This window comes from Cupriavidus pampae (genome assembly GCF_914271485.1).
In the GTDB taxonomy this organism is placed as follows: domain Bacteria; phylum Pseudomonadota; class Gammaproteobacteria; order Burkholderiales; family Burkholderiaceae; genus Cupriavidus; species Cupriavidus pampae.
In genome coordinates this window covers 1-14,960 of sequence record NZ_CAJZAG010000006.1, presented here as the reverse complement: position 1 = coordinate 14,960, position 14,960 = coordinate 1, and the positions used below count along the sequence as shown (strand labels likewise).

15 protein-coding genes are annotated in these 14,960 nt (G+C 64.3%); 3 read left to right on the top strand and 12 right to left on the bottom strand.

Features of this window, described 5'->3' with window-relative positions; all coding sequences use genetic code 11:
- Window positions 1-3 precede the first annotated feature (3 nt).
- Window positions 4-699 (bottom strand): GNAT family N-acetyltransferase, encoded by a 696-nt coding sequence (locus LDO41_RS15465; RefSeq protein ID WP_223989683.1) that lies wholly within the window; start codon window positions 697-699, stop codon window positions 4-6.
- A gap of 405 nt (window positions 700-1,104) precedes the next feature.
- Between LDO41_RS15465 and kefF the strand changes: the two genes are divergently transcribed.
- Window positions 1,105-1,692: a glutathione-regulated potassium-efflux system oxidoreductase KefF gene (gene kefF / locus LDO41_RS15460; protein WP_223989681.1), complete on the top strand. Its 588-nt coding sequence runs from the start codon at window positions 1,105-1,107 to the stop codon at window positions 1,690-1,692.
- Window positions 1,689-3,506: a glutathione-regulated potassium-efflux system protein KefC gene (gene kefC / locus LDO41_RS15455; protein WP_223989679.1), complete on the top strand. Its 1,818-nt coding sequence runs from the start codon at window positions 1,689-1,691 to the stop codon at window positions 3,504-3,506. The genes kefF and kefC overlap by 4 nt, the downstream gene beginning before the upstream one ends.
- A 52-nt stretch (window positions 3,507-3,558) precedes the next feature.
- Here the strand turns inward: kefC and LDO41_RS15450 are convergent, their stop codons facing one another.
- From LDO41_RS15450 to paaA, 7 genes are all read right to left on the bottom strand, one after another.
- Window positions 3,559-4,209, bottom strand: a complete 651-nt coding sequence (locus LDO41_RS15450; RefSeq protein WP_223989677.1) for a TetR/AcrR family transcriptional regulator — start codon at window positions 4,207-4,209, stop codon at window positions 3,559-3,561.
- 18 nt (window positions 4,210-4,227) lie between these two features.
- Window positions 4,228-5,022 carry a DUF1835 domain-containing protein gene (locus LDO41_RS15445; protein WP_223989675.1) on the bottom strand — a complete coding sequence of 265 codons (795 nt, stop codon included), beginning with the start codon at window positions 5,020-5,022 and terminating at the stop codon, window positions 4,228-4,230.
- A 131-nt stretch (window positions 5,023-5,153) separates the two neighbouring features.
- A complete protein-coding gene (locus tag LDO41_RS34170; protein ID WP_253074794.1) occupies window positions 5,154-6,296 on the bottom strand; it encodes a 2Fe-2S iron-sulfur cluster-binding protein in 1,143 nt (380 codons plus the stop codon).
- A gap of 27 nt (window positions 6,297-6,323) precedes the next feature.
- On the bottom strand, window positions 6,324-6,884 hold the full coding sequence (paaD, locus tag LDO41_RS15430) for a 1,2-phenylacetyl-CoA epoxidase subunit PaaD (RefSeq protein WP_223989673.1): 561 nt from the start codon (window positions 6,882-6,884) through the stop codon (window positions 6,324-6,326).
- Between the two features lie 4 nt (window positions 6,885-6,888).
- Window positions 6,889-7,743: a 1,2-phenylacetyl-CoA epoxidase subunit PaaC gene (gene paaC / locus LDO41_RS15425; RefSeq protein ID WP_377741602.1), complete on the bottom strand. Its 855-nt coding sequence runs from the start codon at window positions 7,741-7,743 to the stop codon at window positions 6,889-6,891.
- Window positions 7,744-7,749: 6 nt separating this feature from the next.
- Window positions 7,750-8,037: a 1,2-phenylacetyl-CoA epoxidase subunit PaaB gene (gene paaB / locus LDO41_RS15420; protein WP_223989671.1), complete on the bottom strand. Its 288-nt coding sequence runs from the start codon at window positions 8,035-8,037 to the stop codon at window positions 7,750-7,752.
- Between the two features lie 32 nt (window positions 8,038-8,069).
- Window positions 8,070-9,116 (bottom strand): 1,2-phenylacetyl-CoA epoxidase subunit PaaA, encoded by a 1,047-nt coding sequence (paaA, locus tag LDO41_RS15415; RefSeq protein ID WP_223989669.1) that lies wholly within the window; start codon window positions 9,114-9,116, stop codon window positions 8,070-8,072.
- A gap of 229 nt (window positions 9,117-9,345) precedes the next feature.
- On the opposite strand from paaA, the gene LDO41_RS15410 reads away from it, so the two are divergent.
- Window positions 9,346-9,816 carry a universal stress protein gene (locus LDO41_RS15410; RefSeq protein WP_223989667.1) on the top strand — a complete coding sequence of 157 codons (471 nt, stop codon included), beginning with the start codon at window positions 9,346-9,348 and terminating at the stop codon, window positions 9,814-9,816.
- Window positions 9,817-9,825: 9 nt separating this feature from the next.
- Here LDO41_RS15410 and LDO41_RS15405 read toward each other — a convergent pair whose 3' ends face one another.
- The 4 genes from LDO41_RS15405 to LDO41_RS15390 form a co-directional block, all read right to left on the bottom strand.
- The gene (locus LDO41_RS15405) at window positions 9,826-10,101 is read right to left on the bottom strand and encodes a DUF1488 family protein (RefSeq protein WP_223989665.1); all 276 of its coding nucleotides are present in this window, start codon (window positions 10,099-10,101) and stop codon (window positions 9,826-9,828) included.
- 69 nt (window positions 10,102-10,170) lie between these two features.
- Entirely contained in the window at window positions 10,171-12,321 is a 2,151-nt protein-coding gene (locus tag LDO41_RS15400) for an FUSC family protein (RefSeq protein ID WP_223990446.1), read from the bottom strand.
- A 414-nt stretch (window positions 12,322-12,735) separates the two neighbouring features.
- Window positions 12,736-13,980 (bottom strand): nucleoside recognition domain-containing protein, encoded by a 1,245-nt coding sequence (locus tag LDO41_RS15395; protein WP_223989663.1) that lies wholly within the window; start codon window positions 13,978-13,980, stop codon window positions 12,736-12,738.
- Between the two features lie 52 nt (window positions 13,981-14,032).
- Window positions 14,033-14,428 (bottom strand): DUF488 domain-containing protein, encoded by a 396-nt coding sequence (locus LDO41_RS15390; protein WP_223989661.1) that lies wholly within the window; start codon window positions 14,426-14,428, stop codon window positions 14,033-14,035.
- Between the last annotated feature and the right edge of the window lie 532 nt (window positions 14,429-14,960).

The window sequence follows — 14,960 nt, the reverse complement described above, 5'->3', positions numbered from 1 at the left end:
CGTTCAGACCGTACCCTTCTGCGGCACCATCGAACGCCAGAAGCGCAGTCCGAACCGGCGCACGTCGCGAAGGTTGCGGCGAACGATATAGTCGAGGTCGGCCACCTGCTCATCCAGGACTTCGGTCAGACGGCTGACCGTATCGGCCGGCGGCAGTTCCAGGTACGCATCGGCTTCGCCATAGGCGTACTGCACCTTCATGCCAGCCTTCTTCGCGATATGCATCATCGCGGCGTTGCGCGACAGGCAGTGCATGTACAGCGTGCGCACATGCGAATTGCGCCCGTGCATCGCGGCGCGCTGGAACAGCGAGCTGCCAATGCCGCGCCCGCGCGCGCTCTTCGAGACCGACACGCCAAACTCCGCCACCCGGCCTTCGGCGTTGTCGCGCAGGTTCGCAAAGTGCCCCACCCCCACCAGCTCCAGATGCTCGTCGTAGACGCCGAACACGCTGTCGTGGTCGAAGTCGATGCTCTCGACGTAGGCTTCGATCACATGGTTGCCAACGGACTGACCGAAACGGAGCAGGCGATCTTCCTCGCCAAGCGCGAGAAAATGCTTCACCAGCCGCGAGCGATGATGCGCGGCGAGCTCGCGCACCAGCACGGACGCGCGTTGCGCGGCCTGGGCCTTGGCGGCACGGCGAAGATCTTCGTCGGAGACTGCGCCGACGGCCTTGCTCAGTTCGAGCGGGTTCACTTGAGGTCCTTCCTGACTGATGTCACGACTGGGGTCAACGCGATGTTCATTGAACTGCGACAACCAAGTTGTGGCAATCCGGGTATAACAACGCGAGATAAAAATGGCGTCAGATGCTGCGAATGAAAGCCGCATGGCAAGGCAACTGCGCGCACTGACTGCGGGCAAACACTAGGTTGCTGCAACGCGGAAAGTATTGTAGTGGATTTGTCAGTCTGGCGTAAGCGACGCCATGCGATGGCCGTCGCAGTCGCCGCAAATTCGTAAAAATTTCAATGGAATCATGGATTTATCCATGAGGCGATTGCGTCATACCTATTGGTGTTGTGGGTTTGTTGCAACGCCGCACGCTTCACGCTGATGGACGCGAGCCCAGAGATCCAGCCAAAAAGACCAACCGCCTTGATGAACGAGCCTCCGATCGTAGTGATTTATGCGCACCCCGCGCCACGCCGCTCGCGCGTCAACCATCCACTGGCCGAAGCGCTGGCGGCCTTGCCGCATGTCGAGGTCCGGGAGCTGTATCGGCGCTATGTCGATTACGACATCGATGTCGTGGCCGAGCAGCGCGTGCTCTCCACGGCCGATACCGTTGTGCTGCAGTTCCCACTGCGCTGGTATAGCGTGCCCGCGCTACTCAAGCTGTGGCTCGACGAGGTGCTCGAGTTTGGCTGGGCCTATGGGCCGGGCGGCACCGCGCTGCGCGGCAAGTCGATGTTGGCCGTGGTGAGTACAGGTGGGCAGGCCGACGCCTACGGTCCCGATGGCGTTCATGGCGCTCCGCTCGAAGCGTTCCTGCTGCCGCTGCAGCAGACCGCCACGCGCTGTGACATGAGCTGGCTGCCGCCGATCGTGCTGCACGATGCCGACAACGCCCATGCCGACGCCCTTGCGCTTCATATCGAACATGTGGCCCGCCACCTGACCCCGTCCTCACCCCTGCCGCCCGATATCGAGCCGGAGAGCGCAGCCTCGGAGGAGATCGAACCATGAGCCAGCACGACTTCCTGATCGCGTTGCTGGTGTTCCTGGTGGCCGCGGTGGTCGCGGTACCGCTCGCGCGCCGTTTCGGCCTGGGCGCCGTGCTTGGCTACCTGATTGCCGGCGCGGCGATCGGCCCGCACGCGCTGCGGCTCGTCACGAACGTCGAGTCGATCCTCCATTTCTCCGAATTCGGCGTCGTGATGATGCTGTTCGTGATCGGCCTGGAGCTGGAGCCCAAGAAGCTCCGTATGCTGAAGCAGACCATCTTCCGTTTCGGTTCCATGCAGCTGGTCGCGTGTGCGCTGGCGCTGGGCGGCATTGCCGCGCTACTCGGCGCACCTTGGCAGGTGGCGCTGGTGGCCGGGCTCGGGCTTGCGCTGTCGTCCACAGCCATCGCGTTTGCCACGTTGGCCGAGCGCAATCTCATGGGCACCCCGGCCGGTGCCGCCAGTTTCGGCATTCTGCTATTTCAGGACATCGCTGCCATTCCGATGATCGCGTTGCTGCCGCTGCTCGCGATCGATGCCTCCGACGCGATCCATATGGGGTCGGGCACGCCGCACTGGCAGACCGCCGCCAAAGCCGTAGCCGTGATGGGCGCGGTGGTGGTGGGTGGCCGTTATCTCGTACGCCCCGCATTGCGGTTCATCGCGCGCACCGATATGCGCGAGATGTTCACGGCGTTCGCGCTGCTGCTCGTCATCGGCATCGCGTTGATGATGGATGCGGTGGGACTCTCGATGGCGCTCGGCACCTTCGTCGCCGGCGTGCTGCTGGCGGACTCGGAATATCGCCATGCGCTGGAGGCCGATATCGAGCCGTTCAAGGGACTGCTGCTGGGGCTGTTCTTCATGGCCGTCGGCATGTCGATCGACTTCGGCATTCTCTCGCAGTCGCCCTGGCAGGTGATGGGTCTGGTGCTCGGCTTCGTGCTGGTGAAGACCGGCATCCTGATGCTGCTCGCGCGCCGATTCGCCATAGCACGCGGTCAGCGCCTGCTGTTCGCGCTGCTGATTTCACAAGGCGGCGAGTTCGCGTTCGTGGTGTTCTCGGTGGCCGGCGGCGCGGGCCTGCTGCCTGAGCGTACCGAGGCGCTGCTGGTACTGATGGTCGCGCTGTCGATGGTGGCCACCCCGCTGCTGTTGCTGGCGTTCGACCGCTTCGTGGCACCGGGCCTCAATGCGAGCGGACGTCCCGACGATGTCATTCCGCCGCAGAACTCGCCGGTGATCATCGCGGGGTTTGGTCGCTTCGGCCAGATCATCGGTCGTCTGCTTTATGCGCAGGGCATTGGCGTGACCGTGCTGGATCACGACCCGGATCAGATCGAGTTTCTGCGCGAGTTCGGCTTCAATGTGTTCTATGGCGACGCCACGCGCGTGGATTTGCTCGAGGCCGCCGGCGCGGGCAGCGCGAAGATCCTCGTGGTCGCGGTCGATGGCATGGAAGACAGCCTCGCGCTGATCGACCGCGTGCGCGAGCGCTGGCCGGACCTCAAGATCTATGCGCGTGCCCGGCACGTGTCGCATATCTACCAGCTCAAGGACCGCGGCGTGGACACCTTCGAACGCGAAATGTTCGAGGGCTCGCTGATGATGGGCCGGCGCGTGCTGGAAGGCCTGGGGTTCGATCCGTCCGATGCCCGCAACGTGGCCCTACGCTTCCGCCGCCACAACATCGCGGCTATCGACCGTTTCTACCCGCACTACACCGACCAGAAAAAACTGGTCTCCCTGGCCCGCCAGGCCCGCGACGAACTGGAGGAGATGTTCCGCCAGGACCGCGAGCAACGCCAGAAGAACCAGGACGCCGAGTGGTCCTGAGATGCCAACGGTTTGCCCTCTCTGCCTCGAGGGCCGGCCGCTAGCGTCTCACCTATTGTTTTCTCCCCTCTCCCCCGGGGAGAGGGGCCGGGGGAGAGGGCAAGCCTCTAACCAGCCCACCTTCAAGCAAATCCACCACCATCTCCGCAAACGCGGCATAAGACAGCTTGCCCCCAGGCTTCAACCACGTGAACGTCCAGTTGATCATGCCAAAGACGGTCATCGTCAGCGGCGTCTGGTTCTCGGTCGTCACGCGCGCCGGATACGCCAACCGTAGCTGACGCCCAAACGCCGCCACCACATCGCGCTCGCGTTGCAGAATGCGATCCCGCTGCTCATCCGCCAGAAACTTCACGTCGTTGATCAACGCAATATGCCGGGTCTGCGAGGTCTCGTACTCGGCCAGGAACGCACGCAACAGGTCCGCAAAGCGCTCCTGCTCGGTACGGCCACGGCGTTCCCCGTCGGCTTCCACCTTCGTCACGATCCCCATCAGCCGCTGCGTATAGCGGTCGAGCAGATCGAACAGGATCGCCTCCTTGCTCTCGTAATAGTGGTAAAGCCGCGCCTTGGAAGTCCCGCATGCCGCCGCGAGGTCCGACATTGACGTACTCGGGTAGCTGCTCGCGGCAAACGCTGCAGCGGCAAGCTCGAGAATCTGCTCGCGCTGAGCCTCGAAATCGGGCGCCTTGGTTCTGGCCATGGAGGCTTGATCCTGCCGTTACTCGGCGCTCAGCATCGGATTACGGCGCAACTCGCAGTTCTGCATCGCATCGGCATTGCCGCGCAGCACGAGCTGCCCCGCGCTGATCAACTCGCGGCAGCGCCAGAACACAAACCAGTCGCTCGCCAGCAGCCCATCCACGGCACCCATCACGCTGCCCACCACCTGCACCGCGGAGGTCCAGTCGTCGGGCGTCCGGTCGAGAATGACGTCATCCACCGTGTGATACGCGGCGGGCACGATCGTATTGCCCTTCCACAGCCGCACATCGGCGTTCTCCTTCACGTTCTGCTGCCACTCGTAGCCAAGTCGGCCAAGGCGCAGCACCGACACCGGTGCAATGGTCGAGAAACGGCGGGCGAGCCGGGCCGCCGGATACATGCCAATGGCAGCAAGGTTGGCCTGCGGCGGCGTTTCCAGTTCACGCAGATCCATCGATACCTCGTTGATCCGCTGCGGCGCCTGATACAGGTGCGACACGACCCGGCGCAGCATCAACTGGTCCGCCGCGCTCTGTCCGTGCCAAATCGCGACTTCCTTGTCGTCGCGGCGCAGCGCCTGCAGCTGCTCGAGCGCCTGGCGCATTTCGCCGGGGAAATCGATATCGGTCTTGGGAGCCACGCGTTGCCAGAAGCCGGAACGGATCAACCCGGTACTGTCGACGTCGGCGAGCGGCCCGACGGCCAGATCGTCGCGCAACACGACCACCGGATCGGGACGAGAGGCTTGTGCCAGTGCCTGACGCAACGTATTGCCCGCGGCATCGCCGTTGACGACATGGATATATTGCATGGCCGTGATGTAAGAGTGGAACGACGCTTCCCTGAACGCCGGGGCCGCCGCTGGTGACACACGCTGGTGTCACATGTGCGGGGCATGAGTTTCCCGCCATTGTAATCACGGCGCGTGATGCTGCGGGGGCTTCAGCGTTCGTCGTAGCTCACGACCACGCGCGGGGTGAGCGCGCGCGCCTGGCAGGTCAGCACGAAACCCTTCGCCATTTCCCAGGGTTCGAGCGTGTAATTCTTCTCCATTTCCACTTCGCCCTCGAGCACGCGCGCGCGGCAGGTACAGCAGACCCCGCCTTTGCACGCATACGGCAGATCGAGGCCGGCGGCCAGCGCGGTGTCCAGCACTTTCGCATCCGGCCCGGGCAGACGCATGCGATGCTGCTTGCCATCGAGCACCACCACCAGATCGCTGCCAACACCCGTCCCAACATCGGACACGGCGGGGGCCGCGGCCCGCTGCGCGGGCGCCACGGGCACGCCGAATCGCTCCGCATGCATCCGCCGCGGGTCCAGCCCCGCGTCGCGCAGCGCGCCTTCCACCTCGTCGATCATCGATGCCGGGCCGCAGACGAACGCGGCGTCGATGTCGTCCACCGGCAGCAGCGACGACAGGAACCGCGCCACCCGCGCGCGATCCAGGCGGCCATGCAGCAGATCGACTTCCTGGGGCTGCCGCGACAACACGTGATACAGCGTGAAGCGCGCCAGATACTGGTTCTTGAGGTCTTCGAGCGCCTCGGAAAAGATGATGCTGTCCACGCTGCGATTGCCGTAGACCAGCGTGAAACGGCTGTTCGGTTCGTGCGCCAGCGTGGTGCGGATCAGTGACAGCACCGGCGTGATGCCGCTGCCGGCGGCAAATGCCACATGGTGCCGCGCGGCTGTCGCATCGAGAGGCACATGAAAGCGGCCGTCCGGCACCATGACATCGAACGCGCGTCCCGGCACCGCATTTCGATGCAGCCAGGTAGAGAACACCCCATCGGCCACGCGCTTGACCGCCACGCGCAGTTCGCCGCGCGCATCGTAGTCCTGCACACCGCAGCAGATCGAATAGGAGCGACGTAATTCGGTACCACCGTCGGTACCACCGTCGGTACCACCGTCGGTACCACCGTCGGTACCATCGACCCGTGCCTTCAGAGTCAGGAACTGCCCCTGCGTGAAACGATATGCGTCGCGCAGGGCGGGCGGCACCTCGAACGCGATCGATACCGTATCGGCGGTCTCGGGCCTGACCTGCGCCACGCGCAGCGAATGGAACTGGGGCGTCATGGTTCGATGAGCTCAGTACAGTCTGATTCAGTACGGTTTGAAGTAGTCGAACGGCTCGCGGCAGTCGAGGCAGCGGTAAAGCGCCTTGCATGCGGTAGAGGCAAAGCGCGCCAGCTCCTCGGTATGGGTACTGCCGCAGCGCGGGCAAGCCACCGCGACACGCTCGCTCGCACGCGGCATGAAGCGCAGCGGGCGCATGTGGTCGCCATCGGCGCCGGCGGCGGTGTGGGGCGGCGCAATGCCGTACTCGCGCAGCCGCGCATGGCCTGCCGCCGTAATCCAGTCGGTGGTCCAGGCCGGCGCCAGCACGGTGCGCACGCGCCAAGGCGCCAATCCGGCCTGCTCGAGCGCGCGGCCCACATCCTCCTCGATCTGCGACATCGCCGGGCATCCCGAATAGGTCGGCGTGATCACGGCTTCAAGCGTCTCGCCGTCATCAGCGAGCACAACCTCGCGCAGGATGCCCAGATCGCGGATCGATACCACCGGAATCTCGGGATCGGGCACCGACTCGAGCGCCTGCCACGCGCGCGCGATGCGCGTGGCCTCATGGGCGAGGGGCTGGGCGAGGGATTGGGTGTGCGTCATGGCGTCACCATTGCGCGCCCGGATGCGCGCGCGCCAGGCCCTGCATCTCGCCAAGCAGATAACTCATGTGCTCGGAATGCACGCCATGCTTGCCGGTGGAAAGGAACCCCGAGCGTTCGGGCACAGGTAGCGTCGCCTCGGTCAGCGTGGCACGTACGGTCGCTTCCCAGTCCGCATGCAGATCCGCGACTGCCACGCCGATACCCTGCGCGGCAACCTCGCGCTCGACATCGTCCGTCGCGAAACACTCGTTCATATACGGCATCAGATGGTCGAGCGCTCGCTGCATACGTGCGTGCGATACCTCGGTGCCGTCGCCAAGGCGCACCACCCATCCCGCAGCATGCTGCAAGTGGTAGCGCGCCTCCTTGAGCGACTTGGCGGCAATCGCCGCCAGCCCTTCATCGTGGCTGCCTGTGAGCGCTTGCCACAGTGGCACCATCAGCGCGCTGAACAGGAAATTGCGCACGGTGGTTACCGCATAGTCGCGCGACGTGCGCGCAGTGCCCGCGAGCGGACCGTGGTGCGGTAACTCGAGCAGCGTCCAGTTGCGAAAATCGCGCTCGTCGCGCCAGTAGGCGTAGTCGTCCTCGCGCCGGGGCTCGCCCGTCAGCACCGCCTCGAGCACGCCCGCATGCGTGTACAACAGCCGCGCCTGGCCAATCAGATCGAGGCTCAGATTGGCGAGCGCGATGTCCTCCTCGAGCGCCGGGCCGTGGCCACACCATTCGGCATTGCGCTGGCCAAGAATCAGCGCGTTGTCCGCCAGCCGCAGCACATATTGGATGGCCGCCGGCAACGTATCCGTGGGCATGGCGACACGCGCCGGGGAAGAGAGGGCAGTGGGCGTCGTCGTCATGCACGCTCACATGTGATTGATTTCATCGGGCAACGCGTAGAACGTCGGATGCCGATAGATCTTGTCGGCCATCGGATCGAACAGCGCATCCTTCTCGTCGGGCGCGCTCGCGGTAATCGCCGACGAGGGCACCACCCAGATCGACACGCCTTCCTGACGCCGCGTATAAACGTCGCGTGCCATGTGCAGCGCCTGCTGGGCATCGGCGGCATGCAGGCTGCCGCAGTGCTTGTGCTCGAGCCCCTGCTTGCTGCGGACGAAGACTTCCCACAGCGGCCATTGTTTCGTATCCATTGCGTTCTCCGGCATCGTCGTACCTTGCCCCGTCAAGCCGCGGCGCGCTCGTCGTCTGCCGCGCCCGCCCGCCGCTGCGCATGCGCCAGCGCGGCCTCGCGCACCCATTCGCCTTCTTCGTGCGCGCGCACGCGCGTGGCCAGCCGCTCACGATTGCACGGTCCATCGCCATTGATCACGCGCCAGAACTCGTCCCAGTCGAGCGGGCTGAAGTCGTAATGCCCGCGCGCCTCGTTCCATTGCAGGCCGGCGTCGGGCAGCGTCACGCCCAACACGCGCGCCTGCTCCACGGTGGCATCGACGAACTTCTGGCGCAGGTCATCGTTCGAGATCCGCTTGATGCCCCAGGCCATGGTCTGCGTGCTGTTGGTGGAGGCGGCGTCGGGCGGCCCGAACATCATCAGCACGGGGAACCACCAGCGATCCACGGCATCCTGCACCATCGCGCGCTGTGCCTCGGTGCCACCCATCATCGCGAGCAGGGCGTCGAAGCCCTGGCGCTGATGGAACGATTCCTCCTTGCAGATGCGGATCATCGCGCGCGCATAGGGACCGTACGAGCAGCGGCACAGCGGCACCTGATTCATGATCGCCGCGCCATCGACCAGCCAGCCGATCACGCCGACATCGGCCCACGTCAGCGTCGGATAGTTGAAGATCGAGGAATACTTGGCACGCCCCGTGTGCAAGGCGTCCACGAGGTCGTCGCGCGAGACATCGAGCGTCTCGGCGGCGCTGTACAGATAGAGCCCATGCCCGCCTTCATCCTGTACCTTGGCGAGCAGGATCGCCTTGCGCTTCAGGGACGGCGCGCGGCTGATCCAGTTGCCCTCCGGCTGCATCCCGATGATCTCCGAATGCGCATGTTGCGAGATCTGGCGCACCAGCGTCTTGCGATAGGCGTCGGGCATCCAGTCCTGCGGCTCGATCTTGGTGTCCGCGGCAATGCGCGCATCGAACGCGACCTGCCGCGCATCCAGGTCCGTCAACCGCGTGGGCGGCTGGCCTGGCGAGTCCTTGCTCTGCACGTCTTTGCCCTGCGAGTCTTTGCTCTCCAAATCCAGGCTCTGCGTGTACATGGCACCTCCTTCGCGGTGGCCACAGGCGGCCGTCGACGTGGCTACTATATAGATAAGCCGACCGGTCGGTCAATTTATGGATTCAAGGAGCGGCCGGACTTATTTGATCTCGCGCAAACTGTAGGCGAATTGTAGGAGCCCAACGCCGCTTTTTCGGCGCGAGGTTACTTCCGCTGCGCACCTCGCGGAGTAGTATCAATACGAGTTCACACTTCCGGAGAACCCCGAAATGACCAATGCGGCATATAGCAGGATCGTAGTGGCAGTCGATGGCAGCGCAACCGCCGACCTCGCGCTCGGCGAGGCGATTCGCGTGGCCGGAAGCAGTGGGGCGACAGTGCTCGCGCTGTTTATCGTCGACAGCGGCGTGCTGTTGTTCGATGCGGGCTACTACGACGTCGGTCAGATGGAAAAAGCCTACGTCGATAGCGGGAATCAGGCGCTGGAGCAGGCCGCCGCGCGGCTCTCGGCGGCCGGCATCGCGTACGAAACGCGACTCGTGACCGAGCCTGCGGTGATCGGTGATATCGCGGCGTCGCTCAACGAGGCCGCACGTGAATGGCAGGGCGACCTGCTCGTCATCGGCACCCACGGACGTCGCGGCGTGCGCCGCATCGTGCTGGGCAGCGTGGCGGAAGCGGTGATTCGTGAATCGACGATGCCCGTGCTGCTGGTACGCGGCAAGGCCGCCGAAAAGTAACGCTACGGGTCAGCTCGCAAAGCGGAAATGCCCGCTGCGCAGCACGATCTCACGCGCCTCGGTCAGCTCGAAGAGGCTCTCGGCCAGCTGTTCGATGCGCGACCGGTTGCTCGTGAACGCGGCGACGAGGTCTTCCTTGCGCGTCGACCGCGCCCCAAAATGTGATTCGAGTGCCTCGGCGGTAATCGAGTAGAGGGTATCGTTGCCATCTACCTGCGCGGGGCAGGACAGCGTCAGACTGGCGGCGCAGTAGGTTGGCGTGATGTGGGGGAACGAGATGGACATGGCGTACCTCGAGCGGTGGCGCGACGCCGGGGTAAGACGGGTGATGGCAGTCGCAAGATTCCAGTCATTCTAGGATATGGCCGTGTTCCGTAAAGGTCGGTCGAGCGCCGCCGCGGCTTCGCGCACGCTGTGCATTGCAGCATGAGCGGCGTCCAGGCTGTCCAGGACGAAGCGGGTTTGCTCCAGCAGGAAGGCGTCGCCTGGCGACGCGTCCAACGCGCTGACCTCGGACATTCGCCGCCGTTCGACGGCCATCGCTCCCCCACCGTCGCCGCCGTCATGGCCATGAACGCCCGGCCGCACGGCCAGCTCGGCCAGCCTGGCTTCCACTGCCTCCAGCCACTGTTGCACGGCTTCGGACGGCGCCACATCGGCCTCGCAAGCCCGCACCACGCCCGCCAGCGCGGCCATGCGGCGCGCGGTCGCATGCACGCGTCGATAGGCGGCCGGCAGATCGGAGCCGAGATCCTCCGCACTTTGCGCCAGCGTGTCCTCGGCACGCGTGGACGCGCGACCCGCCGCCACGCGTAGCGCCTCCAGCCGTGCATGGGTGGGCGCCGCCGTGCGTGCTGCCCCAATGGCGGCCCGCAGGTACACCGCGTTGACCGCCAGCGCGTCCACACCATGACGGAACGCACGCGACAACTCGGCACGCGGCGCCAGCACGAAGTAGCTGGCCAGCGCGATCAGGCAGCCGATCGCCGTGTCGATACCCCGCAGCGCCGCCACGTGACTACTGCTGGCCGCGGGCTCGCCCGTCCACGAGAACAGGATGACCGCCGGCGTCAGGCAGAACGCAAACAGTCCGGCATTGCCCGCGAGTCGCCCCGCATAAGCGGCAGCAAGAAAGATGGCGCTGATACATAGCGCCAGCGCGGGCGAAGGGTGGGCAAAGCTGATCACGCAGGCCGCCAGCGCGCCTGCAAGCGAACCGGCGAAGCGCTTGAACGAGATCTGGCGCGTGGTCTGCAGGCGCGGGCTCAGGACCATGATCACCGTCACCGCGACCCAATAACCATGATCGAGCCGCCAGATTAGCGAAGGCAACAGGCTCAGCGCCCCCGCCATCGCCAGGCGCAGGCCATGTCGTGTCACCTGAGCATCGCGCGCGGCAACTTCCGCGAGCCAATGCCCGAGGCGGTCGATGCCGTGATGCAGCCCACGGCGCGGCCAGGCAAAGCTCTCCTTCCAGTCGGCAAACACCGGAAACCGGGCTAGTGCCGCCAGCGCGGACTGGTAGGTTGGCGGTGCTGCGGCGTTGGCGCGCTGCGCCACCAGCCGCCGCAACTCCTGCGCGAGAATCGCGCAGAGCGCGGGCAGATCTGGCGCGTGGTGCGACAACGCCTCGCGCACGAGCTGTTCGATCTCCGTGAGACAACGCGCTGCATAGGAAAGCGGCAGATCCTGCTGGACCGCGGGCGCCAGGGAAGCCTGGACCTGCCGTTCGCGCAATTGTCGTTCGCGCAACTCCGCAGCCACGATCAGCAGTGCAAAGATCGCATCGGCCACCGCCACCGTGTACGCGTACCGCATCAGGCCAATCGGATCGCGCCAGCCGCGCCGCGCGAGTACCGCCCCGCGCGCGCCTTCGATCCTGCGACGAATATCCTGCTTGTACGGCATGGTGTCGTCAGGAAACGCGTCGGCCGCAACGGCGTGAGCAAAACGGCTCAGTGCCTCGTAGACCGCGATGATGTCGGCGCGCGGGCGCGTGTCGCGCTGGGACGGCAGCAGTACCAGGCAGACCAGGCAGGCAAACAAGCCGCCGCGCAGATAGTCGAGGCTGGTCGCGACGGCATGCGCGAGCACCGGCACATCGATGGCCGCCGGCTGCAGGCAAGCGGCGATCAGCACCACATAAAGGAGCTTGCAACTCAGCGCTGCGGCCGGACCCCGCACTTCGGCGAGTCCCGCGCCGATGCCGCCCGCGATGACAATGGGCAACGCCAGCCACGGCGCCGTCGATGCCGCGCTGCCGATTGCGCAGGCCAGTCCGCCACCGATGCCCACCGCGCCAAGCACACGCATGCGCGCTGCGGCTGTGCCGGGACGATCGGCCAGACAGGTCCAGATCGATGCGGTCGCCGACCACAAGTAGCCGTTATCGCCGGTTACCAGGCTCATGCCCGCGAGCGCAAGAAACGCCAGCGCATAGATCAAGCCCCGCCGCACAAATGCGGCGTCCGGCCAGTATCGAAGGAGGCGTAGCGCAGCCGACATGGATGACTTGGTGGAAACGCGGAGAAATACGACGATTACATCGATCTGACTGTAATCGAACGATTGTTGCATCGCAACAAATCCGGGCTTTTTCGATCGCCTGCATCGACCTTGTGCGGCCATGCACCAACTTTGGGATGGGAAAAGCGCCCCGGGGCGGAAATGGGGCCAGTCGCCACATACACGCGCTCGGACGCGGAAAAAGCCGAATGATCAGCCGTTTGCGCGGGAGCCCGGCAAAAAAAAGGGCAAAAAAAACCCGCGCAGGTTTGTGCGCGGGCTGGAATCCACCGAGGTGGTGGAGGAGACAGACTCAACTATACATGACTTGTTGCGACGCACCAAGCTACTTTTGCGTTGGATGACTACCGTCACGCACATTCGTTGTCGTCGTACAACAAGAACTGTCAGAAACTACCGAAACAGGTAGGCAATCCAGACAGCCGCCGCCAACCCCACGACATCTGCAAACAACGCACAGCCCAGCGCGTATCGTGTATTGCGCACATTCACGCTGCCGAAGTACACCGCTAATACATAGAAGGTGGTCTCGGTAGATCCCTGGATGATCGCGGCCAGCCGGCCTTGGAAGGAGTCCACGCCGTAGGCGGTCATCACATCTACCATCAGGCCGCGCGCGCCCGCCCCGGACAGGATCTTCATCAGCCCCACCGGCAGCGCCGGCACGAAGTCCGTGTTCATGCCGACCCAGGCAAATAGGGCGGTCAACCCGTGCATCAGCACATCCATGCACCCGGTCACCCGAAACAGTCCGATCGCGACGAGGATGGCAACCAGATAGGGGATGATCTGCACTGCGACCCCGAACCCCTCCTTGGCGCCATCAATAAACGCCTCGTAGACGTTCACGCGCCGGATCGCCCCGCACAGCAGAAAAATCATGATCAGCGTCAAGATAAAGCCGGCGCCCGCCAGCGCGGTCATCCGACTGACCTGATCGGGCGGGGCATGGCGCAGCCATACGAACAGCAGGCCGATCAGCGCGGCCACCGCCGCCGCCGTCGCAAGCACCGCCGGCTTCAACAGGTTGAGCCGTTGCACCCAGGCCACCGCAATAAAACCGGCCAGGCACGAGGCGCCCGTGGCCAACAAAGTCGGCAGGAAGATATCCGCGGCATTGAACCCCACCAGCCCCTGCTTGACCGCGATGGCCTGCCGGATGGCGATGACCGACGTCGGGATCAGGGTCAGGCCCGCCGTGTTGAGCACGATGAACATAATCTGCGCGTTGGTCGCCGTATCGGGTGTCCGATTCAGCGTCTGCAGCTCACGCATGGCCGTCAGTCCAAGTGGCGTCGCCGCGTTGTCCAAGCCGAGCAGGTTGGCGGACACATTCATCATCATGGCGCCCTGCGCCGGATGCCCCTGCGGTACGCCGGGAAAGAAATGCCGCAGCAGCGGGTTCACGAGTCGCGCGAACAGGTCGATCACCCCGGCCCGCTCACCCACGCGCATGATGCCAATCCACAGGCTCATCACGCCGGCCAGCCCGAGCGAGATCTCGAACGCGGTCCGCGCGCTGTCGAACAGGCTCGCGAGCATCGCGGGGAATACCGCCATGTCGCCGAGGGCCAGCTTCACGCACGCGGCAAGAAAGGCGAGCAGGAAGAAACCGAGCCAGACCAGGTTCAGTGCCATAAAGAGTTCGCGAGCCGGCAAAGCTTGGCATCTTAGCCTGCCGGCGCCGCCATCAGATCACCTTCGCGCCACGCTCCTCTAATAGAGCGCGAAGTATCGATCGATGACAGTAACGCTCGTCCTCGCAATAGCACCCGAGCGAAAAGTCGGTTTGCCGAGACAGCGCCGCCAGCAAATCGAGCGTGCGGCTGGGGTCAGGCAGCGCCATCTCCGCCCGAAACTTCCTGGCAAACGCGCGCCACGCCTTGTCGTCGCGCGCGTGCTGTGCCGCCAGCGCTTCCGTGACCAGCTCCGCAGTCGGCGAGAGCATCGGATACCAGACATCGTAGTAGTCGCGGCTGGCAAACTCGGTGCGCGGCACACCGCGCGGCGGCCGCCGCACGGTACCAAGACGCAGACCTTCGCCGGCGCTTCGCGGACTTCCCAGACGGACGATTCGGATCACCAATTGAGTCTCCTGATCGGGTATCAAAACAAATTTTAAGAAAGTCCTTGCCAAGGTCGGAAGGCCGGCTTAATATTCGCCCCCTCGCAACACAAACCGAAAGACAGCAGCAGCGGAAACGCAGCGCTGGCGCGGGTTGCGGGGAGATTGGTAGGACGTTAGCGAGTTGGTCGATGTAGAAATTAAATCGACAAACCAGTTGACGAGAAGCAAGAAACGCTACATACTCTCGCTTCTTCGCTGCAACAAAACAGCGACGCAGTACAGCAAGCAGTAAAACGCAAACGGCAAAGCCGGTGGCGCAAGTTCTTTAACAAACAAACAACCGATAAGTGTGGGCGCTTGATGACGGTGCACCGAAGGTCTCGATCTTCGGCAAGCTTCAAAAGTTATCAGTGCTCGCACAGTAAAACATGTTGGTTCTGTCTTCGGATGGAGCCAGTCAGTTTTCTGAGAGTGAGCGACCGCTCGAAAGAGCGAGGTGCTTCGGCACCACACAGGTATTGAACTGAAGAGTTTGATCCTGGCTCAGATT